This window comes from Methylomonas sp. MgM2, assembly GCF_054172045.1.
Genome location: NZ_JBSYXO010000015.1, coordinates 14,201 through 40,200 on the forward strand (window position 1 = coordinate 14,201; position 26,000 = coordinate 40,200).

General features: G+C 49.6%; 24 protein-coding genes. 13 read left to right on the top strand and 11 right to left on the bottom strand.

The features are described from left to right. Nucleotides 1-65 precede the first annotated feature (65 nt). Together ACW73I_RS12535 and lnt are read right to left on the bottom strand one after the other, a co-directional pair. Entirely contained in the window at nucleotides 66-275 is a 210-nt protein-coding gene (locus tag ACW73I_RS12535; protein WP_458029719.1) for a hypothetical protein, read from the bottom strand. 211 nt (nucleotides 276-486) lie between these two features. Next, entirely contained in the window at nucleotides 487-2,058 is a 1,572-nt protein-coding gene (gene lnt, locus ACW73I_RS12540; protein WP_458029720.1) for an apolipoprotein N-acyltransferase, read from the bottom strand. A 279-nt stretch (nucleotides 2,059-2,337) separates the two neighbouring features. Here lnt and ACW73I_RS12545 point away from each other — a divergent pair, with 279 nt between their 5' ends. Then, nucleotides 2,338-2,817, top strand: a complete 480-nt coding sequence (locus ACW73I_RS12545; protein WP_458029721.1) for a peroxiredoxin — start codon at nucleotides 2,338-2,340, stop codon at nucleotides 2,815-2,817. A gap of 56 nt (nucleotides 2,818-2,873) precedes the next feature. On the opposite strand, the gene ACW73I_RS12550 is transcribed toward ACW73I_RS12545, so the two are convergent. Next, nucleotides 2,874-4,106, bottom strand: a complete 1,233-nt coding sequence (locus ACW73I_RS12550) for a dicarboxylate/amino acid:cation symporter (protein ID WP_458029722.1) — start codon at nucleotides 4,104-4,106, stop codon at nucleotides 2,874-2,876. Between the two features lie 87 nt (nucleotides 4,107-4,193). Here ACW73I_RS12550 and ACW73I_RS12555 point away from each other — a divergent pair, with 87 nt between their 5' ends. Further along, the gene (locus ACW73I_RS12555) at nucleotides 4,194-4,685 is read left to right on the top strand and encodes a YchJ family protein (protein WP_458029723.1); all 492 of its coding nucleotides are present in this window, start codon (nucleotides 4,194-4,196) and stop codon (nucleotides 4,683-4,685) included. A gap of 37 nt (nucleotides 4,686-4,722) precedes the next feature. On the opposite strand, the gene ACW73I_RS12560 is transcribed toward ACW73I_RS12555, so the two are convergent. Together ACW73I_RS12560 and ACW73I_RS12565 are read right to left on the bottom strand one after the other, a co-directional pair. Further along, nucleotides 4,723-5,190, bottom strand: a complete 468-nt coding sequence (locus tag ACW73I_RS12560) for a peroxiredoxin (protein ID WP_458029724.1) — start codon at nucleotides 5,188-5,190, stop codon at nucleotides 4,723-4,725. 4 nt (nucleotides 5,191-5,194) lie between these two features. Beyond that, a complete protein-coding gene (locus tag ACW73I_RS12565) occupies nucleotides 5,195-5,728 on the bottom strand; it encodes a glycine cleavage system protein R (RefSeq protein ID WP_458029725.1) in 534 nt (177 codons plus the stop codon). Between the two features lie 455 nt (nucleotides 5,729-6,183). Between ACW73I_RS12565 and ACW73I_RS12570 the strand changes: the two genes are divergently transcribed. Together ACW73I_RS12570 and ACW73I_RS12575 are read left to right on the top strand one after the other, a co-directional pair. Beyond that, a complete protein-coding gene (locus tag ACW73I_RS12570; protein WP_458029726.1) occupies nucleotides 6,184-8,034 on the top strand; it encodes a methanol/ethanol family PQQ-dependent dehydrogenase in 1,851 nt (616 codons plus the stop codon). Between the two features lie 91 nt (nucleotides 8,035-8,125). Next, nucleotides 8,126-8,986 (top strand): quinoprotein dehydrogenase-associated putative ABC transporter substrate-binding protein, encoded by an 861-nt coding sequence (locus ACW73I_RS12575; RefSeq protein ID WP_458029727.1) that lies wholly within the window; start codon nucleotides 8,126-8,128, stop codon nucleotides 8,984-8,986. Between the two features lie 13 nt (nucleotides 8,987-8,999). Here ACW73I_RS12575 and malQ read toward each other — a convergent pair whose 3' ends face one another. Both malQ and glgC read right to left on the bottom strand, forming a co-directional pair. Beyond that, nucleotides 9,000-10,478: a 4-alpha-glucanotransferase gene (malQ, locus tag ACW73I_RS12580; protein WP_458029728.1), complete on the bottom strand. Its 1,479-nt coding sequence runs from the start codon at nucleotides 10,476-10,478 to the stop codon at nucleotides 9,000-9,002. A gap of 450 nt (nucleotides 10,479-10,928) precedes the next feature. After that, nucleotides 10,929-12,209 carry a glucose-1-phosphate adenylyltransferase gene (glgC, locus tag ACW73I_RS12585; protein ID WP_458029729.1) on the bottom strand — a complete coding sequence of 427 codons (1,281 nt, stop codon included), beginning with the start codon at nucleotides 12,207-12,209 and terminating at the stop codon, nucleotides 10,929-10,931. A 218-nt stretch (nucleotides 12,210-12,427) separates the two neighbouring features. Here glgC and glgB point away from each other — a divergent pair, with 218 nt between their 5' ends. From glgB to ACW73I_RS12615, 6 genes are all read left to right on the top strand, one after another. Beyond that, the gene (glgB, locus tag ACW73I_RS12590) at nucleotides 12,428-14,620 is read left to right on the top strand and encodes a 1,4-alpha-glucan branching protein GlgB (RefSeq protein WP_458029730.1); all 2,193 of its coding nucleotides are present in this window, start codon (nucleotides 12,428-12,430) and stop codon (nucleotides 14,618-14,620) included. Continuing rightward, nucleotides 14,617-16,050 (top strand): glycogen synthase GlgA, encoded by a 1,434-nt coding sequence (glgA, locus tag ACW73I_RS12595; protein ID WP_458029731.1) that lies wholly within the window; start codon nucleotides 14,617-14,619, stop codon nucleotides 16,048-16,050. Before glgB ends, glgA begins: the two co-directional genes overlap by 4 nt. 160 nt (nucleotides 16,051-16,210) lie before the next feature. Continuing rightward, entirely contained in the window at nucleotides 16,211-16,954 is a 744-nt protein-coding gene (locus ACW73I_RS12600) for a type II and III secretion system protein (protein ID WP_458029732.1), read from the top strand. 47 nt (nucleotides 16,955-17,001) lie between these two features. Beyond that, the gene (locus tag ACW73I_RS12605) at nucleotides 17,002-18,102 is read left to right on the top strand and encodes an alkene reductase (RefSeq protein ID WP_458029733.1); all 1,101 of its coding nucleotides are present in this window, start codon (nucleotides 17,002-17,004) and stop codon (nucleotides 18,100-18,102) included. 143 nt (nucleotides 18,103-18,245) lie between these two features. After that, entirely contained in the window at nucleotides 18,246-19,469 is a 1,224-nt protein-coding gene (locus ACW73I_RS12610; protein WP_458029734.1) for a cation:proton antiporter, read from the top strand. Next, entirely contained in the window at nucleotides 19,466-19,834 is a 369-nt protein-coding gene (locus tag ACW73I_RS12615; RefSeq protein WP_458029735.1) for a hypothetical protein, read from the top strand. Before ACW73I_RS12610 ends, ACW73I_RS12615 begins: the two co-directional genes overlap by 4 nt. Before the next feature lie 226 nt (nucleotides 19,835-20,060). On the opposite strand, the gene ACW73I_RS12620 is transcribed toward ACW73I_RS12615, so the two are convergent. Further along, nucleotides 20,061-20,468: a transposase gene (locus ACW73I_RS12620; protein ID WP_458029736.1), complete on the bottom strand. Its 408-nt coding sequence runs from the start codon at nucleotides 20,466-20,468 to the stop codon at nucleotides 20,061-20,063. A gap of 56 nt (nucleotides 20,469-20,524) precedes the next feature. Here ACW73I_RS12620 and ACW73I_RS12625 point away from each other — a divergent pair, with 56 nt between their 5' ends. After that, nucleotides 20,525-22,120, top strand: coding sequence for a SulP family inorganic anion transporter (locus ACW73I_RS12625; protein WP_458029737.1), 1,596 nt, complete (start codon nucleotides 20,525-20,527; stop codon nucleotides 22,118-22,120). A 109-nt stretch (nucleotides 22,121-22,229) separates the two neighbouring features. Here the strand turns inward: ACW73I_RS12625 and ACW73I_RS12630 are convergent, their stop codons facing one another. From ACW73I_RS12630 to ACW73I_RS12640, 3 genes are all read right to left on the bottom strand, one after another. Next, nucleotides 22,230-23,270, bottom strand: a complete 1,041-nt coding sequence (locus ACW73I_RS12630; RefSeq protein ID WP_458029804.1) for an MJ1255/VC2487 family glycosyltransferase — start codon at nucleotides 23,268-23,270, stop codon at nucleotides 22,230-22,232. Then, nucleotides 23,270-23,794, bottom strand: a complete 525-nt coding sequence (locus ACW73I_RS12635) for a phosphatase PAP2 family protein (RefSeq protein ID WP_458029738.1) — start codon at nucleotides 23,792-23,794, stop codon at nucleotides 23,270-23,272. The genes ACW73I_RS12630 and ACW73I_RS12635 overlap by 1 nt, the downstream gene beginning before the upstream one ends. Before the next feature lie 236 nt (nucleotides 23,795-24,030). Continuing rightward, nucleotides 24,031-24,456, bottom strand: a complete 426-nt coding sequence (locus ACW73I_RS12640) for a hypothetical protein (protein ID WP_458029739.1) — start codon at nucleotides 24,454-24,456, stop codon at nucleotides 24,031-24,033. Between the two features lie 121 nt (nucleotides 24,457-24,577). Between ACW73I_RS12640 and ACW73I_RS12645 the strand changes: the two genes are divergently transcribed. Both ACW73I_RS12645 and ACW73I_RS12650 read left to right on the top strand, forming a co-directional pair. Then, nucleotides 24,578-25,330: an endonuclease/exonuclease/phosphatase family protein gene (locus ACW73I_RS12645; RefSeq protein ID WP_458029740.1), complete on the top strand. Its 753-nt coding sequence runs from the start codon at nucleotides 24,578-24,580 to the stop codon at nucleotides 25,328-25,330. After that, nucleotides 25,327-25,917 (top strand): CDP-alcohol phosphatidyltransferase family protein, encoded by a 591-nt coding sequence (locus tag ACW73I_RS12650; RefSeq protein ID WP_458029741.1) that lies wholly within the window; start codon nucleotides 25,327-25,329, stop codon nucleotides 25,915-25,917. The genes ACW73I_RS12645 and ACW73I_RS12650 overlap by 4 nt, the downstream gene beginning before the upstream one ends. Nucleotides 25,918-26,000 lie beyond the last annotated feature (83 nt).

The following is a 26,000-nucleotide window of genomic DNA, read 5'->3' on the forward strand; positions in this document are numbered from 1 at the left end:
CCTATCTAACAACCTTATTTCAGAGCCTCTTACAATTTGAATTGATACCTTGCCATTTTGAGATGCTATCCCAGCACATTTCTAACACATTGCCGAGCAAACGCTCTAATTGGCATGCCGAGGTTTATATAATTGTTGAATAATTGATCCACGTCCAGCGGATTAAGATAAACATAAACCCCGCATCCAGTCATCGCAATGAATTCGCGGCTCAATGTTTCGATAAATGCAAACCGTTCTACATACATTTCATTGATTTCATTGAAGGTTTCCATGACGCTCACCCTTCTGTTGATTAAACTCATTAGCTAAACAGCATAAGGCGCGCCATGTTTTTATTAAATTTTGAAATCAATCACATAAATAAAGCGATAAATCATATAAGGGGAAACACCAAAAATTTCGCCTTGAAATTAGTCAAATCTGACACTCGACGTGACAGTTCTGACAGACCGGCGGCATCGATATTTCACCAAATATGATTAATTACAATGACTTATTCCTAACTTTTTGTGCTGAACCTGTAATTAGCAAAGCCAATAAGGCTGCCCACAACAATCCGGGCATCAAGCTGAAATGACGTTGATAAAATGTCGCTTGCGGATTAGCTTGGTAGTCGACTTCATATATCCCGGCCCAACTGGCATCCATAGGCGACAAACCCAAAACATCGCCGTTCGCCAATGACACAGTTGAAATGCCGGTATTAGTAACCCGGAGGACCGGGCGTCTGAATTCTATGCCTCTAGCCAAGGTCATATACATGTGCTGATAAGGCTCTTGCCAAGTTCCGTACCAGGAGTCGTTGGTCACATTGACGAAAAATTGCGCGCCCAGGTCGGCCAATCCTTTGGAAAACTCCGGAAACAAGCTTTCATAACAAACCTGGGGGCCCACCGCATAACCGTTGAAGCGCAATAATACCGTCGGTCCCGGTCCGCGACCAAAGTTTCCGACCATAGGCAGCCAAGTCCTCAGCCAAGGAAAAGTCTGTTCTCCGGGTATGTATTCGCCCAACGCTAACAGAATGGTTTTGCTGTAATGCGGCTCGGTAACGTTTCCGTGTTTATCGATTGCAAACACCGAATTCGTAATCAGTCCGGATTGTTGATCCTTACCGTAGGCGCCGGTAATAAGCGCCACTTGCCGAGTCTGTAAAAACTCCTCCACCAATTCGGCATAAACCGATTGATTGTAGATCCCTCCTAGCAACGACGGAAACGCCGTCTCCGACCACAGGACAAAATCGATGTTTGAATCGTGCGCCAAACCTTCGTCGGTGACGTGTAGATATTTTTTTAATATCTCGGCTCTGAAACCTTTGCCGTGTTCCATTGCCTGCTTTTCGAAATTTCCAACGTTGGCTTGAACCAGCAATGTTTTCAAAGACGCATCGGGTTCCGGCAATCGATTTTTTAGCCAAATACCGCCGGCGTTCAGCCCCAAAAACGCCAATATAATCGCAACAAAACCTAATTTACCTGACTTGTATGATCTCTCTCGCCAAGCCCATAACACAACTAGATTCGCCAATATGGTCAACATGCTGAGCCCGGTGAATCCGACGATTTCTGCCCATTGATAAATCGGTATATTTGCTCCATACCAGCTGTAGCCGAAATTCCATTTGAATAACATCGGCACATAGCGCTCGGCTAAGGCGGTAAAAACGGCCATCAGCCCAAATGAAATAGCTGGCGAGCAGTTAAGGAATTTACGACTCCAGAACCACAATATGCCGGCCACCGGTACGAATAAGTGCCCAAACAGAGCAAACAATACCATCCCTATGCCCGCTAGCAGCCAATTGACCATCGCGAATTCGTGGAGGGTGTAAGTAACCCAATTGAACCCGATCAAGGTATAAATAAAACTGGTCAACAGGCCGCTTAACACAATATGACTCAGCTTATTTTGTTGCTGCCAGAACAGCCATAACGGCACAAAACAGAACAGCGATGCCCATGGCGGAAATGGTATATAACTGGTGCCTATGCATATGCCGGATAATATCGGCAATGACCATTGGCTATTTACACCCAAGCGTTGATTACGCATTTCCAAACGTCGTCCCTATCTATTCAAAACCCGGCATTGTAACCTAATGCTTGTCTACAACAATCGTCCGTGCCTTTTACCAAGCGTTATTTGTATTTTCGGGTACGGACTAGGACATGGTCTAACTGCCAATATACGGACATTGGTGTTCAAGACAGAATCATTAGCTGGCATTGTTCGCTCAGCGGGATTATCCTGCTACTCGGCAACGCAAAAGTTGCTATCAAAAGACGACTCCTCAACGTCGTCGTTTTACGGCTTACTCAAGAGGAAAACCCAATGTCACAATTATTAGAAAAAAACCAGGAAGCACCGTTTTTCCGTTCGGTTAATCAAAATAATCAAATGATTTATTTGTCCGATTACAAGGGCGAGAAAAATATTGTGCTGTATTTTTACCCTAAGGACGACACCCCAGGCTGCACGATCGAAGCTAACGATTTCACTTCGCTCGCCGATCAATTTGCCGAATTAGATACTGCTGTTATTGGTGTCAGCAAAGACGATTGTGCCAGCCACCGTGACTTCATCAGCAAATACGGCCTAAATGTTCAGTTGTTAGCCGACACTTCCGGCGATTTGTGCGACCGGTACGGCGTCTGGCAGGAAGTTGAAAAAGAAGGCGTCAAAAAATGGAAAATAGTCCGTTCGACCTTCATTATCGGCAAGGACGGCAAGTTGATCGAGGCCATGTACGGCGTTAATCACGAAGGTCATGCCCAAGCCGTGTTGGACATGGTCAAAGCCATGAACAGCTGACGCATAACGGGCTGGGCGGTATCTGATTTTGCCGCTTCAGCCCGCCTTCTAAGCCATTAACTTTCTCTCACCAGCCGCTGAACGACTAGACTCCCGACCATATCCCCTTCGACATTGACCATGGTGCGGAACGTATCGAGTAGCCGGTCGATAGGCAATAGTATCGCTATTGCTTCAGCCGGCAAGCCCACCGACTGCAACACCATCACCATGGTCACCATACCGGCACTCGGAATGCCGGGAGCACCGATCGCCGCCAGCATCGTGGTAAAAAATACGATTAATTGCTGGGCTAAAGTCAGATCGATACCCGCCAGATTAGCCACAAACAGCGCGGCAGAAGCTTCGTACAAGGCCGTGCCGTCCATATTGGCCGTGGCTCCCAGTGGGATCACGAAACCGGCAATACTGGGCCTCACGTGTAAGTGCTGCTCAACACAACGCAAAGTGACCGGTAAAGTTGCCGAGCTGGAACTGGTCGCGAAGGCCGTCAATAAAGCCTCGCGGCCGCCTAGAAAAAACTTAAACGGTGAGGTTTTTGCGACTAGCGCCAATAACAGCGGCAAGGTGACCAAACCATGAAACAAAATGGCGCCTAATACGACAACGACAAACTGCGCTAAAGTACCCAACACTTCCAGGTTTTGCGTCGCGAGCAATTGCGCCAACAACGCCAGGATTCCAAACGGCGCCAAACGCATAATCCAACCCACCATGCGTAACATTAACTCTAAACCTTCCTGCATCAGCTGCAAAATGTTGCGATAGCGCTCCCCTCCGATGACTAGGGCAATCCCCAGCAGCAACGCAAACATCACAATCGCCAAGACATTACCGTCAGCCAAGGCGGCGAAGGGATTAACGAACAAGCCATGCAGGAAATTAGCGAAAAACTCGGCAAAACTCATCTGTTTAGCCGCGATTTCTTGATCGACATCCGGAAACAAATTCAAGCTTAATCCCTTACCTGGGTGAAACCAATTGCTGGCCAACAGCGCCACAAAAACCGCCATGGCCATCGTTAACACAAAAAATACTAGCGTCGATATCCATACCCGGTGCAATTGACTGTGCTGCCGCAAATTCGCCACCCCCGCCGCAATTGAGGTAAAAACCAAAGGCACCAGCACCATTTTCAACAAATCGATAAATAAAGTACCAACCAAATTGCATAAATAAAGGCTTTGCTTGATGCCGGCGCTTTCCGTTCCTAAGCGCGCGCACAGCAAACCAAAGCCAATACCTAGTCCGGCACCGAGAAAAATCTGTGTATTTAAAGATAGACGCACCACTCCCCCTTAAATCGGTTTGAGACCGACTTGATTAGCAGATTTACATGATACCCGCTCAACCGAAAACGGGTAACATTGCACCTTATGACGAACATAGATTCCAATAAAGACTTCTGCATCTGCGGCTCCGGCCTAATCCGTACCGATTGCTGTGCGCGCTATCATGCAGACGAGACGCCTATCACGGCCGAACAACTGATGCGCTCCCGTTTTACCGCATATGCCGATAGAAATGCCGATTATTTGTTGTCTACTTGGGATTCGGCAAAACGCCCAACCAAGCTAGACTTCTCCAAGGAAACCGCCGAATGGCAGAGGCTGGAAGTCATAAACGTAAAAAAGGGCGGCGCGAACGACAGCAAAGGACTGGTTGAATTTAAAGCCTACTTCAAGCAAGACGGCGAAGACTATTACATGCACGAAATCAGCCGCTTCGTGAAACAAGGGCAACGATGGCTGTATTTAGACGGTGTCGTCAAAGCCACCGGAAAAGCCTCAACCACATCACATACAGGACGTAACGCCTTATGTTCTTGCGGAAGCGGCAAAAAATTCAAGCGTTGTTGCGGGCGCTAAACCGTGGAGCGTACCATACCGAACTAACGGTCTCGGTTTAGAGTTCCTTCAGAACTTGCAATACTTCGTCGACATGGTTTTTTACCTTGACTTTTCGCCATTCGTGAACCAATACGCCGTTTTCGTCGATTAAAAACGTACTACGTTCAATACCACGTACTTGCTTACCGTACATGTTTTTCATTTTGATCACGTCGAACAACTGACAAAGCTTTTCTTCTTGGTCGGAAATCAGATCGAACGGAAAATTCTGCTTACATTTAAAACCTTCGTGCACCTTAACGCTATCGCGCGACACCCCCACGATCGCTGTATTCAACGCATCGAATGCTTGTATCTGATCGCGAAAGGCCAGACCTTCTTGAGTACATCCCGGCGTATTATCCTTGGGGTAAAAATACAAGATCACTTTCTTACCTTTGAAATCGGCGAGAGATAAGGTTTTCTCCCCGGTTGCCGGTAATTGAAATTCGGGAACGGTGTTTCCAAGCATTATCGTTGTCATAGGGTCAGCGTTTTATAGGTTCCAAAATGGCATCGATATTCATACTATCGCAAAAGTCTAAAAACTCCTCGCGTAGCGACAAAATACGAACATCGGGGGGTACTAAAAGTGTAAAACGGGTGGAAAAGATCTGGTTACTAAACAGTACCGCCGGATGTAAATTAGCGTTGATTTCGCTAATCAAAACGCCCCGTTCCAATAAAAAAGATGTCACCGCTAATAGTAAATCTTTGTTTTCGGTGGAAATGGTTTCCAACGTGTACGGAACGCCTTCGCCGGCACTCGCCACATTCTCCGACTCGGTCGGGCGTAAAAACGTAATCTGTACCTCAAAACGATTGCGCAGGGCCTCCAATAGGTTTTCCAGCTTAGCCAGATGATTCCAATTGCCGTCAATCAATACGAAAACAGAGGTTAGTTCGGTCAGATTCGAGGCGCAAAAGTCCAAAATAGTACACCGACAGACGTTGATCGCCGATAACAATTCAGCAACAACCCCATCCGATTTGCCTCCCAAAACTGTAATCGCAAGCTGCATAAAATTTGCTCCCAAATTCCAAGCAAAAGTGTAGCATTGATTAAAAAAACAAACCTATTAGTAAAACTACAGTTTATGCGCCACATAAAATTCATTTATCACCATACACCGCAAAACAAGTCGATTAGAGACGGATTAATACGCCTAATATCGCTGTAGAAATAAAACCGCCGTTCGCTAAAGGTGTTTTTACGCTCATGGGTTTGACGCATCGAATTTTGATAAGCACCTATCAAGCTTGAACTTATTAACTGTAGAAACCTTTTCAAAGCTTTTACAGGTTGACTTTTAGGAAAAAATCCTTCAATTTACGCAACTGGTTTGGCTATCCAACTGTGCTCGGCGCCTGCCGGTAGCCCACAAGACAGTCATCCAAATTAAGCTTTAAAACTAATATTAGTCTTAACATACAAAAACGTATTCTGTCTTATCAGCAGATTACCGGGAGGAAACATATGAAGCCTGTAAAAAACTGGCTACTTGCTTCGACTATAGCGACTATTCTTGCTGCACCAACTGTATCAACTGCGAACAGCGACCTGGAAAAACTGACTCAAGACCCTGCAAACTGGGCATCTTGGGGTGGTGACTATGCCGGTACTCGCTACAGCAAACTGTCTCAAATCAACACTCAAAACGTTAAAAACCTGCAACCGGCATGGACTTTCTCGACCGGCGTTCTGCGTGGTCACGAAGGTGGACCTCTGGTTGTCAACGGTGTGTTGTATGTCCATACTCCTTTCCCGAACACCGTTTACGCGATTGATCAAAAAACTCAATCAGTGATCTGGGAATTCACCCCAACCATGGACGCCGACGTCACCATCCCCGTCATGTGCTGCGACACCGTTAACCGCGGTCTGGCTTACGGCGATGGCAAAATCTTCTTGCAACAATCCGATACCGTATTGACCGCTTTGGACGCCAAAACCGGTAAACGCGTATGGAGCGTGCAAAACGGCGACCCTAAATTGGGCATGACTAACACCAACGCGCCACTGGTTGTTAAGGACAAAGTCATCACCGGTATTTCCGGCGGCGAGTTCGGCGTACGCGGTTTCCTGGCGGCTTACAACATCCGCACCGGTCATCTGGAGTGGAAAGGTTATAGCATGGGTCCGGACAAAGACACGCTAATCAAACCGGGTAAAACCACCACATGGAAAGACGGTAAGGTGACACCTTTGGAAGCGGAATCCAGCTTGGCTTCATGGCAAGGCGACCAATGGAAAATCGGCGGCGGCACCACCTGGGGCTGGTATTCTTACGATCCTAAACTGAACCTGGTCTATTACGGTTCAGGCAACCCATCTACCTGGAACCCGGTACAACGTCCTGGCGACAACAAATGGTCCATGTCTTTGTGGGCTCGCGATGCCGACACCGGCGAAGTTAAATGGGTTTACCAAATGACGCCGCACGACGAGTGGGACTACGACGGCATCAACGAGACCGTTCTGGTCGACCAAGAAGTCAAAGGCAAAATGCACAAAACCATCGTGCATTTCGACCGTAACGGCGTAGGCTACACTCTGGACCGCGAAACCGGCGAATTACTGGTCGCAGAAACTTTCGACAAGTCCGTCAACTGGCTGACCCACGTCGACATGAAAACCGGCCGTCCGCAAGTCGTACCCGAGTACTCAACCGAGCACAATGGTGAAGACGTCAACACCATCGGTACCTGTCCCGCTGCTTTGGGTGCAAAAAACCAACAGCCGGTTTCATACTCTCCACAAACCGGCCTGTTCTACATCTCAGGCAACCACTTGTGCATGGAGTACGAACCGTTCGAAGTTAGCTACACCGCAGGCCAACCCTACGTGGGCGCGACTCTGAACATGATGCCGGCCGGCGCCGACGTCATGACCGGTAAAAAAGACGGTACCAACAACCTGGGCCAATTCACCGCTTGGGACGCCAAAACCGGTAAAATCGTCTGGTCTAATAAAGAGCAATTCTCCGTATGGTCCGGCTCGGTTGCCACCGCCGGCGGCGTCGTATTCTACGGTACATTGGAAGGCTATCTGAAAGCGGTTGATGCTAAAACCGGTAAAGAATTGTACAAATTCAAAACCCCATCCGGCATCATCGGCAACGTCAACACCTGGGAATTTAACGGCAAACAATACGTTGGCGTTCTATCAGGTATCGGCGGCTGGGCCGGTATCGGTATCGCTGCCGGTCTGGATACGGGCGAAGACTCATCCAACACCGAAGGCTTGGGCGCTGTAGGTGCTTACCGAAGCTTGAACTCCTACACCAAACTGGGTGGTACACTGACCGTGTTCGCTCTGCCGGACTAATATCCAGTTTTATAGCTGGATTTATGTCGCGAGGCCTTGGTCGAGCAATCGGCCAAGGCTTTTTTATGTAACAAAGCCCGAGGAATTTGCGATGAACACGCTGTTGACCACCACCAAAGCCTTGTTAATTGCCGGACTAGCTATTTCAAGCTTTACGACAAAGGCCGAAGACAAATTCAGAGTCTGCGCCGACCCTCTAAATCCGCCATATTCCAGCAAAGACTTGAGCGGATATGAAAATAAAATTGCCGCTTTATTTGCCAAACAATTAGGCCTAGAGGTCGAGTACACTTGGTTGCCGGCTCGGATCGGCTTTATCCGCAACACGCTAAAAGCGGAAAACGACGACGGTGAAGGATACAAATGCGACGTCGTCATAGGCGTTCCGGCAGGTTACGATCTGGTTGAAACAACCAAGCCTTATTATCATTCGACTTATGTATTATTGATCGCCAAAGGCCGGGGTTGGGACGACATTACGGAGGCTTCTCAGTTAGCCATGCTACCGCTGACAAGACAAGAATCGCTAAAAATCGCTATGTTCGACCGCGGCCCCGGCACGGCTTGGCTACAGAAGAACGGATTACTGGATCAAGGCATCCCGTACCAAAGCATGAGCGGAGATAGCGAGCATAACGTCGCCATGCAAATAGACAAAGACTTACGCAACGGCGTAATCGATATGGTGATTTTGTGGGGTCCGATGGCCGCATATGTGCAATCGCAAAACCCGCCAGGCAGCTTCATCGCCATACCGATGCAGTCTTCGCCCGGCATGAAATTCGACTTCTCCATTGCTATGGGCGTTCGCCACGGCGATGACGCTCGCAAAAAACAATTGAACGAGCTGATTGATAAAAACATGCAAGAAATTCAAAGCATCATTGGCAGCTATCGTATCCCTTTATTACCGATTCCGCCTCAGCCGGCAGAAAAGGATGACGATGATTAATTAACACTCGACATTAAAGATACCGGCCGAACATGCCGACAAAATGCGCAAACCGTCCGGCATGTTCTTCGGTCAGCTGAGACCAATCAAAACGCCAGCGCCAATTCCCTTGAGTCGTGCCTGGGGTATTCATCCTATGTTCGGACCCCAACCGCAAGATGTCTTGCATCGGAATCACCGCCAGATTGGCCGCCGATCCCAATACAGCATGCACCAACGCATCGGGCATAGGCAAACTCGACCATCCTAAATAATCATAAACACGTTGCTTCTCGGGATCGCTTAAACTTTCAAACCAGCCTAGCGTTGTATCATTATCATGAGTTCCCGTATAGGCAATGCAATTATGGTCAAAATTCATTGGCAAATACGGATTGTCGGGGTTCCCGTCAAAGGCAAACTGAAGAATTTTCATTCCGGGCAAACCGAAATCGTCGCGCAACGCTTCGACTTCCTCAGTAATAATCCCTAAGTCTTCGGCGACTAATGCTAAACCGGGAAATTCAGTTTCGATCGCTTTTAACAACTCATTGCCCGGCGCTTTTGCCCATCTACCATTAATTGCCGTTTCTTCATTTGCCGGAATTTCCCAGGCGGCCTCCAATCCGCGGAAATGGTCGATACGTAAAATATCGAACATTTCATACTGGCTTTTGATGCGATCAAGCCACCAGCGATAATTTGTTTTACGCAAGTATTCCCAATCGTAATGCGGATTTCCCCACCGTTGACCGAATTCGGAAAAATAATCCGGAGGCACGCCTGCTACCACTTCCATCTCCCCGGCTTTATCCAGTTTGAATACGTCCCGATTAGCCCATACGTCCACACTGTCGTATGACACAAAGATGGGAATATCACCGAATAACAATACACCCTTCTGTGCTGCGTAAGCCTTTAATTCATGCCATTGTTTAAAGAAGACATATTGTTCAAATTTAATTCCGGTTATGACTTCCTTCAATAGCTCCCTGGATTCTCTTAACGCTACCGGCTGCCGTTGTTTCAGCGCATCCGGCCACTGATTCCAACATTTTTGTCCGAATACGTTACGTAAGGCAATAAATAATGCAAAATCCTCCAGCCAAGCCGTGTGAATCTGGCAAAATTTCTTGAAATCTTGTTGGTCGGCTTTATCCGCTTTCTCTTGAAAGCCATAAAAGGCCTTGTTGACGACGCAACTTTTCCAAAACACATGCCCACGATTACAGTCGATGCACTGCTCGTCTTCCGTCACCCAACCTTTTTGATAAAGCCAGTCGATATTGATAAATGCAGGATTTCCCGCATGGGCCGAAAGGCATTGATAAGGAGAGCCATCCCCGTGAGGCATGCCCAAAGGCAATGTTTGCCAAACGGTTGCACCAACATCATTGAGAAAATTGACAAAATTGAATGCCTCTTGTCCCATATCGCCAATTTCATACTTACCGGGCAACGAACTGATGTGTAGTAATACCCCGGCACGACGACTATTTAAGAGATCACTCATATTATTTCTGTATCAAATTAAATTAATTAGCTCGCCGCATCGCTCCGCTCATTGCCGATGGGCGCTCCTCGAGTAAACGAAAAGCCGAACAACGGCGCATTTTTATCCAGAGCCGGATAGCAGCGTTAGGTGGTTAGCTTGACTAATACTCCCTTCCGAGGATAGTCGATACTCATGTTCATCCGATATGTCCGCCCCCGCTAAGGCCGCCAAAAGGAACGTAGATCGCGATAAGTTTCAACACCTCCCTTGATTTGATTCGCATAATTTTCGACCCATTCGAGAGAAGTATCGGCGCAAAACTCAGCACGACTCTCGATCTCGGTAAGGCTTCCAATACCATATTAACGCAGTTTTAAGCGCATGCAGATAAGCCCATGGATACTTAAAAAACAGTTATCTTGCTTAGCGCTATATACGGTCTGGTGCATCAACGCCTGCTTCGAGGTCTCATCTGACATAGTGCCGTCTTTGACCCAACATTTCCGGAGTCACAAGAACAACCCCGCCTTCACTGACATAAAAGCGTTTTTCGTCCTCCGCTCTATCCTCCCCGATCACGGTTCCTTCGGGAATTTGGCAGGCCTTCTCGATGATGGCTTTAGTAATACGACAATGACGAGCAATGTTCACTTCAGGCAAAATGACTGAGTCGTTCACTTCCGTATAGGAGTTGACCCTAACCTGCGAAAATAATAACGAGTGACGCACAGTCGATCCGGAGATTACGCAACCGCCCGAAACCATGGAATCGATTGCCTGACCGCGCCTATCGTCGTCGTCGAACACAAACTTGGCCGGCGGTGTTTGACTCTGATAGGTCCAGATCGGCCAGGTGTTATCGTATAAATTCAGATCGGGCTTGACGCCGATCAATTCCATATTGGCCGCCCAATAAGCGTCGATAGTCCCAACATCGCGCCAGTAACTTTGTTGTCCGCTTTGCAAATCCAAGAACGGGTATGCATTAACACGATATTTATCGATGACCGCGGGGATGATGTCCTTACCAAAATCGCGATGAGAGCCTTTGGTATCCGCATCTTTGATCAGTTGCTCCCACAAGAATCCGGCGTTGAATACATATATACCCATGGAAGCCAGCGCAGTATTATCCCTGCCCGGCATCAGCGGCGGATTTTCCGGTTTTTCGACGAAAGCCCTAACCCGCCTTTCTTCATCGACATCCATCACCCCAAACGCTTTAGCGTCTTCCAACGGCACTTCTATGCAACCGATCGTCAAATCGGCTTTGTTGGCGACATGATCCGCCAACATCGCCGAATAATCCATTTTATAGATATGATCGCCCGCCAGCACCAACACGAATTCCGGATTGCGCGCGCGCAAAATATCGATGTTCTGAAAAACGGCATCGGCCGTCCCTTGGTACCAGTCATGTTCGGCATGACGCTGCTGAGCCGGCATCAAATCCACATACTCTCCGAACTCACCTCTTAAAAACCCCCAACCTTGCTGAATATGCCGAATCAGGGAGTCGGCTTTGTATTGAGTCAAAATCCCGATCTTACGAATGTCGGAGTTGATGCAGTTCGACAATGGAAAATCGATAATACGAAATTTGCCGCCAAAAGGTACCGCCGGCTTCGCGCGCCAGTCGGTCATCTGCTTAAGCCTGGAACCTCGCCCGCCGGCCAATATTAAGGCAATGGTGTTTTTTGTTAGTTCGCTGATTCGTCTTTGCGACTGCTGAAAATTGGCGACTGTCATTGTTTTTTATCTCCAAATTAAACTTTTTTCACTGCCGAAGACTGAATAGGACAAACTGGGTCGGCAGATTTGTTTTGACTTCTACTTGCCGGGTGAGGCCATTATCGTTACTCTTCACGCAAAAGTAAAAATTCAAATGACTTTGATGCCGGAAAACTATCGTCCTTGAAAATTACTAGCGAATAAAAACAATCCAACTATAACTGAGGCGTTGCAAAATGAACAAGCCAAGCAAACAAAACACGCTTGATTCTAACCTGATAAGAATTATCGAAGCCAAACATCACGACCCGTTTTCCGTATTAGGCCGCCATACGGTTGACGGCAAAACCGTCATTAGAGCATTCTTGCCTTACGCAGAAACCGTACGCATCGGTAAAAAAGGCCCGCTAATGCAACGTATTCCGGGTACGGACTTTTTCGAATTTTATCCGACAGACGATGACGCAACGGAGCATTATTCCTTAGCCTGGACCGACAAGGACGGGCACGAGCATCTTGACTGCGACCCATACACTTTCTTGCCGGTGTTACCCGAATTCGATCAACATTTGTTCGGCGAAGGCAGACATTGGCATATTTACCAAAAACTGGGCTCTCATTTAAAAACCATAGACAGCATCGATGGCGTTTACTTTGCCGTTTGGGCGCCGAATGCTGAGCGCGTTAGCGTGATCGGCGACTTCAATCGTTGGGACGGACGCTGCCATCCGATGCGCAACTTGGGTGGCTGCGGCATTTGGGAAATCTTTATTCCCGGCTTGAAAGAGGGTTGTCTATACAAATTCGAAATAAGGAACACCCACTCCGGACAGATTTTCGTAAAAACCGACCCTTACGGACAGCAATTTGAAGTTCGCCCTCAAACTGCTGCGATCGTGACCCAAGAAAACAATTACGTCTGGAACGACACGGAATGGATGGAACGCCGCCCCCGTCATGATTGGTTGCATCAACCGATGTCGATATACGAAGTTCATCTTGGGTCCTGGCATCGCGATAGCCGCGGCAATTTTTTGAATTACCGCGAACTGGCGGTTCAGTTAGTCGATTATGTGAAAGAGATGGGCTTTACCCATATCGAGCTTTTACCGATTACCGAACATCCACTGGATTTGTCTTGGGGTTATCAGACGACAGGCTACTTCGCCCCCACCAGCCGATTCGGCACGCCGGACGATTTCCGATTCTTCGTCGATCTTTGCCATCAGAACAATATCGGCATCATACTCGACTGGGTACCCGCCCACTTTCCGAAGGATAATTTCGCGCTGGGCCGCTTCGACGGCACCCCTCTGTACGAACACGAAGACCCGCGGAAAGGCGAACATCGGGACTGGGGCACTTTGATCTATAACTACAGCCGTAACGAAGTGAAAAACTTTCTGCTGTCCAGCGCGTTCTTCTGGCTGGAAGAATTCCATCTCGATGGTCTCAGAGTCGATGCGGTCGCATCGATGCTGTACTTGGATTATTCGCGCGACGCGAACGAGTGGATCCCGAACATGTACGGCGGCAACGAAAACCTGGAAGCCATCGACTTCCTGCGCCACATGAACGCCGTCACGCACGAACAGCATCCCGGCACTATCATCATGGCGGAAGAGTCTACCTCCTGGCCGCAGGTTACCCGTCCGACTTGGACCGGCGGCTTGGGTTTCTCGATGAAGTGGAATATGGGGTGGATGCACGACATACTCCATTACATGCAGGAACAACCGATACACCGTTCCTATCATCATGATTCACTCACGTTCGGCTTGCTGTACGCTTTTACCGAAAATTTTGTTTTGCCGTTCTCGCATGACGAGGTCGTGCACGGCAAGCAATCGATGCTGAACAAGATGCCGGGCGACGAATGGCAACGTTTCGCCAATCTAAGGCTGCTCTACACCATGATGTTTACCTACCCCGGCAAAAAATTGTTGTTCATGGGCTGCGAATTCGGTCAAGGTACCGAATGGAGTGTAAACCGCGACTTGGATTGGTATGTGTTGGATTACGCTCACCACCGCGGCGTACAAACTCTGGTGAAAGATCTGAACAAACTCTACCAAACGCATTCAGCACTGTATAAATTCGATTTCGATCACCACGGCTTCGAATGGATAGACTGCCACGACTATCAGCAGTCCATCATCAGCTATCGCCGCAAATCCGCGAACGAAGAGCTGATAGTCATATTGAATTTTACCCCGGTAGTGCGCGAAAACTACCGTATCGGCGTACCTCGGGAAGGGGAATACCAAGAAATCTTGAATTCCGATTCAGCCTATTACGACGGTAGCAACGTAGGCAACAGTTCGATCCATTCCGAGCCTCAGCCTTGGATGAATTTGAATCATTCCATTACCTTAACCCTGCCGCCATTGGCCGGGATAATCTTAAAAAATGTAAAGAATGAATCATGAAAAAAATATTATTCGCCAGTAGCGAGACCCACCCCTTGATCAAAACCGGCGGTTTAGCGGACGTCGCCGGCAGCTTACCGCTGGCTCTGACGAAATTGCGTCAAGACGTAAGAATCATCATGCCCAATTATCAGGCCATCAAAAATTGCGAGACCGGCCGTTATCTATGTACGGTGCGTGTCAACAACTGCGATGTCAATCTGTTGGAAACCCATTTGCCCAACAGCGATGTCGTCGTTTGGCTGGTCGATTATCCGCCGTTCTTCGACCATCCGGGCAACCCTTATACCGATGACAACGGCAACCCCTGGCCTGATATCGGTGACCGGTTTGCGCTGTTTTGCCGCATCGTTGCCGAAGTTGCGATGGACAGGGCTTATTTGGACTGGAAACCCGACGTGGTGCATTGCAATGATTGGCAAACAGGCCTGGTGCCCGCTTTGCTCTCTTTGGAAGAGCAAAGACCGGCGACCGTGTTCACCATTCATAATATGGCCTATCAAGGCGTTTTTCCGGCCAACGCCTTTACCTTGTTAAATCTTCCCGGCCAGCTCTGGCATCCGGATGGCCTGGAATACCACGGCATGCTTTCCTTCATCAAGGGCGGCTTAAGCTATTCCGACCGGATCACGACGGTCAGTCCGACTTATGCTCAGGAAATCCAAACGCCTGAGTTTGGTTACGGACTTGAAGGTTTGTTGGCGCACCGCCAAAGCATATTGTCGGGCATCATCAACGGGATCGATACCAATGTATGGAATCCGGAAACGGATCAGCAAATCGCACAAAATTACGATGCGAACAGTCTTATCAAAAAGCCCAAAAATAAAACAGCCTTGCAAAGGCGGTTAGGTTTACCGGTAGACCCCGATCTTCCCCTTTTCGGTTTGATCGGCCGTCTGGTTGATCAGAAAGGCATAGACCTAGTGTTGAATTGTTTAAAAGATATGACTGCGTTACCCTTGCAATTCGCTTTATTGGGCAGCGGCGATAAAAGCATACAAGTCCGTTTACAGGATTTTGCCCGTCTATACCCGGAAAAAGTATCGATCAACATCGGCTACGATGAAAAGTTAGCCCATCAAATCGAAGCAGGCTCGGACATGTTCTTAATGCCTTCACGTTTTGAGCCTTGCGGCTTGAATCAAATGTATAGTCAACGTTACGGAACCTTGCCTATCGCCAGAAAAACCGGCGGCTTGGCGGATACGGTCGTGGACGCCTTGCCGGAAACCATCAAGAACGGAACGGCTACAGGCTTTGCATTCAAGGACGCCAGTCCCGGCGCACTAATGGAAACGATCAAACGCGGCCTGGTGCTGCACGCCAATCGTCCGCTATGGGAGCAGCTGCAACGCAATGCGATGAGCAAGGACTTTTCCTGGGAAAACAGCGCCAAACAATATATGGCGTTATACCGTGAAATCTGATCGCGCCTCAAATCATGCCTCGACTCGATCCGGCCGGGGTGATCCGACACGCCGGCTTGAAAAAGGGTCGGCTCTACCGCATCGGCAAAAAAGGCCTAGCCGTATCACATACAGGGCGATTAGTCGCTTGCTTGCCGGATTAACTGCCGGTTGCGGTCTGATGTTGTTTCAGAACCTAGCGGTTGCCGACAGCATGGTCACGGAAATAATCGCTCTGCAAAACAGGCCCGTCGCGGAAATTCAGCCTTTGTTGGCTCCATTATTGGATGCGAACGAAGTCGCCACCGGCGACGGCTTCAACTTAATCGTCAAAGCCAGTCCCGAACGTTTGGAAGAAATTCGAAAATTGATCGACCGGCTAGACACTCGTCCACATAATTTATTGATTTCGGTACTGCAAACCAGCAATCAAACCGCCGACCAACTTAATGCCGAAGCGGCTATTGCCGCCTCGCCTTCCACGATTCGAATGCATGGCATGGCCGCAGATACTAGAGAGTTCGCCAGCCAACGCACCGCGCAACAACTGCGCACATTGGAAGGACAACCCGCGCATATACAAGTCGGCCAGGTCAGACCGGTACAAAACTACCATTACGGTTATCTGTATCCCGGCGTCGGGTATAACACTCAATTTCAAGAAGCCGGCACCGGCTTCGCCGTCGTCCCGCATTTGCAAGGGTCCGATCAGGTCACGATCGATATCGCACCTTGGTCCGACCGCTTTTTAAGCAATAATTGGATCTCGACCCAAAGCATGCAGACCACGGTGCGGACTCATTTGGGTCAGTGGGTCGAAATAGGAGGCGTCGGCGGGCAAACGCAAACCGAAAACCATGGCTTCAATTATTCGACGCAAAAAAGTCAACTGAAAATTCTCATCAAAGTGGATTTGGCGGACTAAACTATTTGCCGATCTAAATATACATTTCCGATAAGGGAACGACACCCATGACCTCGATCACCGACACAGACTTGTTCCAACCGGTAACGATAGGCGCTTGGCAACTGGCCAACCGTATTGTCATGGCGCCATTGACACGCTGCCGCGTCAAACACGACGGCATTCCGGGTCCGTTGCAAGCGGAATATTACGGTCAGCGGGCTAGCGCCGGATTGATCATTAGCGAGGCAACCAATATTTCGCCGCAAGCGCGCGGTTATGCCTTTACTCCGGGCATCTACACCGACGCGCAAGTCGATGGATGGCAAATGGTGACCAAGGCGGTGCACGCCAAACACGGCAAGATCATCTGCCAGCTATGGCATACCGGCCGTTATTCGCATCCGTCGCTGCAACCCGATGGGGAAATTCCGGCTGCCCCTTCGGCGATCGCCGCAGAAGGTGAGACGATCACCGAACTGGGTATGCAGATGGTGTTAACGCCACGCGCGCTCGAAACCGAGGAAATTCCCGGCATCATCGATCAATACCGCCATGCCGCGCACTGCGCCAAACTAGCGGGATTCGACGGCGTGGAAATCCATTCGGCCAATTGCTATTTGTTGGAACAATTCATCCGCGATAGCACCAATCATCGTACGGACCAATACGGCGGCAGCATCGAGAATCGCACCCGACTGGTATTGGAAGTCGTCCGCAGCGTCGCTGAGGTCTGGGGTGACGGCAGCCGAGTCGGCATACGTCTTTCCCCGGTTACGCCGGCCGCCGGCAATACACCTTTGGACAGCACGGTGATGGCAACCTACGGCTACCTGATCGAACAGCTCAATCAATTTAAGCTAGCCTACCTGCATTTCATCGAAGGATCGACTCGGGTGTCCCGCTTTGTTCCCAGCGATGTCGACTTAAAACAGCTTCGCGCGCTGTTCAAAGGCCCATACATGGCGAATAATCTTTACACGCGGAAATTAGCCGCCGAAGTACGCGGCCGGGGCGATGCCGATTTGATTTGCTTCGGCCGCCCTTTCCTGTCAAATCCGGACTTGGTAGAACGCTTGAAAACAGGTGCCGAGTTAACGGAAGCGCCAAAGGAAACCTGGTACTCAGGCGACGAAAACGGTTACACCGATTGGCCGACAATCGGTTAAACCGCGAGCAAGACTCCATTATCGCGCATTCGATCTACCGGTCGAATTCAAGAATCGGCGACGACTCAATCCAACGGGAAGCTGCAATTAAAAGCGTGTAATATGTAGTCCCGAATTCAATCGATGAAAGAGGGGACATAATAGTGGAATTCAACGGCCTGGAAATTGTAGGCGGTGTCATTCTTCTGGGTGTCGCCGCCGGCCGTTTGTTCGGTTTGATACGCGTGCCATCCGTAGCCGGTTATGTCGTAATCGGCATTTTGCTCGGCGAGTCGTTCTCCGGCCTTATTTCGCATACCGCCTTAAACAAACTAAACGTTATCGGCGAACTCGCCTTGGGAGCCATTGCATTCACCATAGGAATCGAGTTGGAATGGCGCACTCTACGCCAAATCGGGCGTGCGGTGTTTCCGATCGTCTTGCTGGAGGCCCTCGGCGCCATGACGCTCGTGACCGCTGGCGTATGGCTATTGTTCGACGACCCGGCATTGGCCCTGATTCTGGGCGCCATCGCAGCCGCAACCGCTCCGGCCGCAACAGTGATGGTTATCCGCGAGGCGCGTGCGGCGGGTCCGTTGACGAGTACTTTATTGGCTGTGGTTGGCATTGACGACGCCATTGCCTTAATCGTGTATGCCGCCGCCTCAGCCGCTGCCAAAGCAATGCTGGCAGGCGCCAGCACACCGAATCTGGCTCACGTTTTAACTTCGGCGGGAAACGAGATAGGCGGTTCGTTCGCCGTCGGTGCTCTGGTGGGCGCCACACTCGGCATCCTTCTTCGCCGGGGCAGGTCGAGGGAGAGAGTCCTGTCGATAACCGTGGGTGCGTTAATCTTAATTGAAGGAATCTGCGATCAGTTTCATTTGTCCTCCCTATTGGCGGCCATGACTTTCGGCGCACTGATGGCCAATATCGCTCCTTTCGCCAGCAACATCGTGGGAGAGCTGATTCCTTCGCTTGCCGCCCCCATTCTGATCGGGTTCTTCGTCCTTGCCGGTGCGCATTTGCGCGCGGATTTACTACCCACCCTGGGCTGGTTAGGCGTGGTGTATTTGCTGGCACGTTTCATCGGCAAGCTCGGCGGAGCGTGGCTAGGTGCTTGGATCGGCAGAGCTACGGCCGAAGTGCGCGGTAACGTAGGGTATGGGCTATTATCACAAGTCGGTATAGCAATCGGTCTATCATTGGTGGTTGCCGCGGAGTTTACCCCGTTAGGGCCGTCCGGCGAAGCACTTGCCCTAACAGTTGTCAACGTGTTGCTCGGCACCACACTGGTGACGGAAATACTTGGCCCGATACTGGCTCGTCATGCCTTGACGCGAGCCGGAGAAGTCGGTGGCATGGATAAAATGAGGGGTAAGCAATGAACAAAGTAATGCTTGTGGTCAATCTGCACGAAATAGAATTTTTGAACAAGGTGTTGGAGGCCTTGGCCCTATCACAGGTGCTCGACTGTACCGTTCGACAGGTTGATTGCGTACCCAGCTACCACCCCGGCGAAGATATGGAGCCCAATATGCTTGCCTCGGTCGCCGGATTGTTCAAACCTCAACACAAAGTCAATTACTTGATCATGGCGGTCGCCGACGAGGAATCCATCGAACAGATATCCGCATCGTTAAAAAGCTTGTACAAAGAAGACCGCTTTGCCTGTTCGTTCTGGTTTTTGCCGATGATGAACTATTGGTATCATAAAAACCAAGCCGAAATTCAGCACGACGACCGGATTTAACGATAAGCGAGTCGAGTCAACCAAAGCGAATTGCGCCCGTCAGATACCCGCAGAACCTTGCGCGATAATCTCCCGTCGTCCTTAACATACGCTATCTGAGTTTTTGCTCTCCTCTGTTAGTGAAATCACTTAACCCTACCTTCAATGAAATTGGATAAAACGGTTGTATCAATTAAAAACCATGTTTGTCAGTCCCGATCAAGCGTCATCGCATTTACATAAGCGCCTAGCAAAAAGTTAACGTGTATTGTGAGCCAAACCCATGACCAATTTCGTCAATGGCTTGCTCAAGTTCGTCCGGCGTAAATGTTTTGAAAGGTAGCCATTCATATTTCATCTTATGCCAGAGCAATTCAATCCGATTCAGTTCGGGACTATAGGGCGGCAAGAAATAAAATCGCATGCCCGGATGAGGATGTTTTGGCATCAGAATTGGAAAACATTCACCCGCCCGCCCGACTGGTTTTTTGCCAATAAACGCCGCGATAGTTGAAATGCGATCTGTCGCGGCAACAGAAATGTTGCAGCGCCAAAAGAGCCGGCCCCCAAGTTCACGATACCCATGATCAAGAAAAACGGAATTTAGCGCTTGCCGACTTAGTTTCGATCCGCTACTATTTGCCCAAAGCAGCAATCCGTCGGCTCGGATGGAATGTTGCTTGTTTCCACTGACTTGCGGAGGGCGGCATCATGCAAACACAGCTTCGTTATTACCTTGGCCATTTACGGCAGGATCTTTCTGCCAGTATCGTCGTCTTTTTGGTGGCATTGCCGCTTTGTCTCGGGATTGCCTTGGCATCGGGCGCGCCGCTTTTTTCCGGTATCATCTCCGGTATCGTCGGAGGCGTGATCGTCTCCTGGCTTAGCCGCTCGCAACTCAGCGTATCGGGCCCCGCCGCCGGTTTAACGGTGATCGTATTCGCCGCGATCGAAACCCTGGGCGATTTCAATATCTTCTTATTGAGTTTGACGGTTGCCGGCGTTTTTCAGTTTTTACTAGGGGTTTTTCGCGCCGGCTCGATTGCGGCTTTTTTCCCGGCTTCCGTCATCAAAGGCATGCTGGCCGCGATCGGCATGATTTTGATCATCAAGCAAATTCCGCATGCGACGGGTTACGACGCCAGCTTCGTCGGCGACGAGAGTTACATGCAGGAAACCGCCCGCTCCAGTTTTTTCGAGATGTCCCAATCGCTGCGCGGCGTGTCGCCGGGCGCCACGTTGATCAGCATGGTTTCGCTGATGATTTTGGTCATTTGGGACAGCCACTGGATCAAACGAAATGCTTGGTTGCGCACTATCCCCGGACCGCTATTGGCCGTCGCCTGGGGAGTCGCATTTAATCACTGGGCGCTGGCATACGCGCCCGAGTGGAGTTTGAGCATCAGGCATTTAGTCTCCTTACCCGAACTAGGCAGCATCCGCAATTTTACCCATCAACTGCAGGTGCCGGACTTTACCGCCCTCGGCAACCCCAAAATCTACAGCATCGCCATAACCTTGGCTATCGTTGCCAGTCTGGAAACCCTGTTGAGCGTGGAAGCCGTCGATAAACTCGACCCCCACAAACGCGTGACGCCGACCAACCATGAACTGAGGGCGCAAGGCCTAGGCAATTTCATCTGCGGCATGTTGGGAGGATTACCGATCACCGCGGTCATCGTCCGGAGCGCGGCCAACGTCAACGCCGGCGGTCAAACTCATCTATCGAGTTTTTTTCATGGGGTCTTGCTGGTGGTCAGTGTGGTGTTCTTTGCCCATGCCCTGAACATGATTCCATTAGCTTGTCTGGCGGCCATTCTGCTGCAAACCGGCTACAAATTGGCGCGGCCGATAATGTTTTTCGAGTTTTATCGCAAGGGCATCAGCCAGTTCGCGCCGTTCGCCATCACCGTATTCGCCATTTTGTTTACCGACTTATTGGAAGGCATTGCAATCGGCATGGCTTGCGGAATTTTCTTCGTGTTGTGGTCCGATTTCCATTCGGCCATGACGCTGACCAAACACGGTTCGCATTATCTGCTGAGGTTGCACAAGGATGTGTCTTTTTTAAACAAAGCTTTGTTACGCAAGCATCTGGCGGTTATCGAGGACGATAGTGTCCTGCTCATTGACGGCAGCCGGGCCTTGTTCATCGACCCGGACATTCTGGAAACCATTGCCGATTTTCTAGTCGCCGCACCCGAACGCCGGATCGAAGTCGAATTACAAGGTTTTGGGGCGGATTCGCCGCTGTTGCGGATATCGGCCGATCCGTCGAGCCAACTCGCTTTGGCTGCCGAGCATTAGCAGTTTTTCTAGAGTACCGTCGCACCAATGCAGATTATGTGCCTTTCCGGCTCAGGAAAGGCTCATATCGCCTTCAGACAACAGCAGCGTGCAACGCTAGGCATTTCGCTTAATGCTTAACCTGCAACACTTCAACCTTTTCCCAGACGTTTTCGATAAAATCGTTGTCCATTTCCGGCATGCCGGCCTGCAGCCATTGAACCAATACCTTCGCGACATTGGGATAGGTTACATGAACGGAATGCGGGTTGTGCAACCAATCTTCTATCACGGCACTATCCAGATCGTACATGGTATGACCGTAACCCAACTGTTCCAAAGCCGCCGCATTTGAGATTTGCTCCATCTGCGAATGCAGCGGTTTGGCCAATATTTTTTTACCTAATTGCAAGGACTCGCTCGCCAATTCGAAGCCGGCATTACTGATGATGCCCGCACAATCGTACAAATCCTGCTGAAACCCGTCTCTGGATAATGCCTTGAACTTGATATGGGGATATTTCGATACCGCCACATTCGGCGAATAGAGGTAAAAATTGAAATTTTCAAATGGACATAAATGCCGCATCACTTCGTTAGGATCTTCGAACGGCAAATAAACGACTATTTTGTCGGATCGCACCTGCTGTGGAAAATCCGGCGTATCGATAATCGGCGGCAAAATCGGTTGGCCGAAATGATGCCAATGCAGACCCACTCCTATATCGGCCGGCGCGAAATATTTCATCACTTGATTCGCCAAGGGATCGGATCCTTTACGCGGAATCGCATGTCCGAATGCATATTGATGGCCGATGCCGAGGACCTTTTTCTTCTGCTTTTTGGCTGCCCAAGCAGTCACCGGTTCAAAATCGCTGATGACCAGATCGTATGCGGCCAAATCCAATGCTTTGACATCCTGGACGAACCGAATCGGTTTGGCTTGCAATACGGTTTTTAAATATGAGACTTGGCCGTTATTGGTGTTGAACGTCAATCCTTCCCGGGTTTGGTACCCGTTGAATATTTCCATATCGAAATATTTGTCGAACGGTCTTCCGGTAAATTGAAAAGTCACATCGAAACCCGCCGCGTAGAGTTCGCGCGCCATCACCCGGGCACGCGTGATATGGCCGTTACCGGTGCCTTGTACACCGTAAAAAATTTTCATCATAAAATACAGTTGAGACTAAAAAATGCAATAGCGATTCCCAAAACCATACCCATTAGAGTATCGCTAGGAAAATGTACGCCGAGTAGGACACGGGAGAAGCCGACTGCCACCGCCCAAAAATAAAGGACAACCGATAACACGGGGTAAAAATAACTAGTCAGCGTCGCCATCATGAAAGCCGCCGAAGTGTGGCCCGATGGAAAACTAAATTGGTCGGAAGGCGTGATAACACTGCGGAAGTCTTTAATGGCTTGCTGAGGCCGGTTTCGTTTGAAACCGTTTTTCAACAGGAAATAGATGGGTCTTTCCATCGCAAAAGCCAATAGCATTGCTTGTAATAACGGAGCTGCGATGCCATGATTTTTATATAGCCATGCGGCCAATATGACATATAAGACACCGTCGCCGCTTCGAGAAAGTAATCGACAAAAATTGATCAAGCCGGCATGTATTTCGCGGCTATTGAGACCAAGGAAAATTCGGACGTCGAATTGATGAATTGAATACATTAACTTTGTCATACTCCCCTCCTCTTACCGCACCGAATGTAACCATCTCGGAAAACCCTTTTTTCGTTCTTTATAGCGGCCAGCTTACGAGTGCCATATGACAATAATGTGAAGGCTTTTTTAAAATTGCATGACAACGCCGCCGGATTCAAGACGACGAACGGTGCTTTTTAGCGAAGCGGTGTAATGGCCTTTTTAAAAACATTTAGACTGACAAATAACGACATAGGGATGAAAATATCCCGCCTTTATCCATACGAGGTTCCAATGGAGAAATGCTTTTCCTGCATTTCACTTGCACTAATTTTGTTAATTTGCGCAAACGGCGCGCCGATATTGGCCCGCAAATTATTACGTAATCGTTTCGCCTGGCCAATCGACGGCGGACTGAGGCTAGCCGACCGGCAACCCTTGTTCGGAAAAGCAAAAACTTGGCGCGGGTTATTTGCTTCGCTTACGGCAACGACAGCCCTTGCCTGTTTGTTGGATTGGCCGCCGATACTCGGAATTAAATTTTCCATTTGGTCGATGGCCGGAGATTTGTCGGCCAGTTTTTGCAAGCGGCGCATGGGCAAAACCGAGAGTAGCCGGGCTAGAATATTCGATAGGCTGCCGGAATCTCTGATACCGTTATGGCTACTGAGGGACGCGTTACATTTGAGTATGCTTGACATCTTTTTAAGCGTCGCCCTGTTTTTCTTATTGGAAGAAATTGGCTCGCCTTTGTTGTATAAATGGCATATACGCAAGCGCCCGTATTAAGAAATCCAACGGCCTTAAACCAACGAAAATCAGATGAATCGAAAAGTATTTCGGGTACTCACCTACAACATTCATAAAGGCTTCGACATGGGTAACCGGCGCTTCGTGCTTCATCAAATGAGAGAAGCTCTAATAGAAACGGACGCCGATTTGCTGTTTTTGCAAGAGACGCAAGGCGAACACGCCCATAGGCAGAAAAAAGTCAGGAACTGGCCGGCAACCTCTCAAACCGAATTTATAGCCGAAGGCGTATGGCCTTATTATGCCTACGGCAAGAACGCGATATACGATGCGGGCCATCACGGCAATGCCATTTTGAGTAAATACCCGTTCGTGACCTGGGATAACATCAATGTTTCGCCGTTCAGCTGGGCCAGCCGCAGCTTGTTGCATGGTGTCATCCGCCTGCCGCAGCATGATCGCGACGTACATATCGTCTGCGTCCATCTCGGTTTGACAGGCTCAGAACGCCGCCGCCAAATTTCCTGTCTTTGCCAGCGTATCGACAACACTATCCCAGACCAGGCTCCTCTGGTCGTGGCCGGCGATTTCAACGACTGGCAAGAGAAAGCCGAGCACGATTTCCACGATCATTTGCGCTTGCGAGAGGTGTTTCGATCGACCCACGGCTCGCATGCCCGCACCTTTCCGGCGTGGATGCCGTTCTTAGCCATGGACAGAATTTATTATCGCGGCCTCACACCGTTGTCTTGCGAACGTCTAACTCACGCGCCTTGGCATGTTTTATCCGACCACGCCCCGCTGGCGGCATCGTTTGCACTATGAACGCAAGCCGGCCCGAACCCAGACTTACCCTCCCCAATCTGCTGACGGGCTTCCGTTTCGCCGCCGCGCCGGGACTCTTGTGGCTAGCCTGGCATGGTTATGCATTAGGATTCATGGTCTTATTGGCATTGGTATTTTTAAGCGATCTGTTGGACGGCATGGCCGCGCGCTGGACAGGTCAAGTGTCGCAGTTCGGCGCCACGCTGGACAGCTATGCCGACGTCATTACGTATCTAACCGTCACCGTTTGCTGCTGGTGGTTATGGCCGAATGTGGTGCGGCGGGAGCTGATTTATGTTTTGATCATCGTCGGCAGCCTGTTGTTGTCCGCGATTGCCGGGTTTGCCAAGTTCGGAACGTTTACAAGTTACCATACATGGACAGTCAAATTGGCAGCCGCGTCCATGGGCCTGTCTTTATACATCCTGTTTTTCGGCGGCCCGGTTTGGCCGTTTCGACTAGCGGCGCTGCTCTGTCTGATAGCCGGCATGGAAGAAATCGTCATTACTTTGTTATTAAACAAACCGGAATCGAACGTACGTTCGATATGGTTTATAGTCAAAGGTAATCTGCGCAATCCGAAATAAATCCGCAACGAACCGTTAACAGCAAAGTCGATTCCGCTAAAAAACCGGCCGTCCCTTTTGTTTTGGCGCTAACTCAAAAACTA

Coding starts and splice junctions, on each gene's coding strand:
- ACW73I_RS12535 (WP_458029719.1), bottom strand. CDS start 275: ATGGAAACCTTCAATGAAATCAATGAAATGTATGTAGAACGGTTTGCA.
- lnt (WP_458029720.1), bottom strand. CDS start 2,058: ATGCGTAATCAACGCTTGGGTGTAAATAGCCAATGGTCATTGCCGATA.
- ACW73I_RS12545 (WP_458029721.1), top strand. CDS start 2,338: ATGTCACAATTATTAGAAAAAAACCAGGAAGCACCGTTTTTCCGTTCG.
- ACW73I_RS12555 (WP_458029723.1), top strand. CDS start 4,194: ATGACGAACATAGATTCCAATAAAGACTTCTGCATCTGCGGCTCCGGC.
- ACW73I_RS12560 (WP_458029724.1), bottom strand. CDS start 5,190: ATGACAACGATAATGCTTGGAAACACCGTTCCCGAATTTCAATTACCG.
- ACW73I_RS12565 (WP_458029725.1), bottom strand. CDS start 5,728: ATGCAGCTTGCGATTACAGTTTTGGGAGGCAAATCGGATGGGGTTGTT.
- ACW73I_RS12570 (WP_458029726.1), top strand. CDS start 6,184: ATGAAGCCTGTAAAAAACTGGCTACTTGCTTCGACTATAGCGACTATT.
- ACW73I_RS12575 (WP_458029727.1), top strand. CDS start 8,126: ATGAACACGCTGTTGACCACCACCAAAGCCTTGTTAATTGCCGGACTA.
- malQ (WP_458029728.1), bottom strand. CDS start 10,478: ATGAGTGATCTCTTAAATAGTCGTCGTGCCGGGGTATTACTACACATC.
- glgC (WP_458029729.1), bottom strand. CDS start 12,209: ATGACAGTCGCCAATTTTCAGCAGTCGCAAAGACGAATCAGCGAACTA.
- glgB (WP_458029730.1), top strand. CDS start 12,428: ATGAACAAGCCAAGCAAACAAAACACGCTTGATTCTAACCTGATAAGA.
- glgA (WP_458029731.1), top strand. CDS start 14,617: ATGAAAAAAATATTATTCGCCAGTAGCGAGACCCACCCCTTGATCAAA.
- ACW73I_RS12600 (WP_458029732.1), top strand. CDS start 16,211: ATGTTGTTTCAGAACCTAGCGGTTGCCGACAGCATGGTCACGGAAATA.
- ACW73I_RS12605 (WP_458029733.1), top strand. CDS start 17,002: ATGACCTCGATCACCGACACAGACTTGTTCCAACCGGTAACGATAGGC.
- ACW73I_RS12615 (WP_458029735.1), top strand. CDS start 19,466: ATGAACAAAGTAATGCTTGTGGTCAATCTGCACGAAATAGAATTTTTG.
- ACW73I_RS12625 (WP_458029737.1), top strand. CDS start 20,525: ATGCAAACACAGCTTCGTTATTACCTTGGCCATTTACGGCAGGATCTT.
- ACW73I_RS12630 (WP_458029804.1), bottom strand. CDS start 23,270: ATGAAAATTTTTTACGGTGTACAAGGCACCGGTAACGGCCATATCACG.
- ACW73I_RS12635 (WP_458029738.1), bottom strand. CDS start 23,794: ATGACAAAGTTAATGTATTCAATTCATCAATTCGACGTCCGAATTTTC.
- ACW73I_RS12640 (WP_458029739.1), bottom strand. CDS start 24,456: ATGTCAAGCATACTCAAATGTAACGCGTCCCTCAGTAGCCATAACGGT.
- ACW73I_RS12645 (WP_458029740.1), top strand. CDS start 24,578: ATGAATCGAAAAGTATTTCGGGTACTCACCTACAACATTCATAAAGGC.
- ACW73I_RS12650 (WP_458029741.1), top strand. CDS start 25,327: ATGAACGCAAGCCGGCCCGAACCCAGACTTACCCTCCCCAATCTGCTG.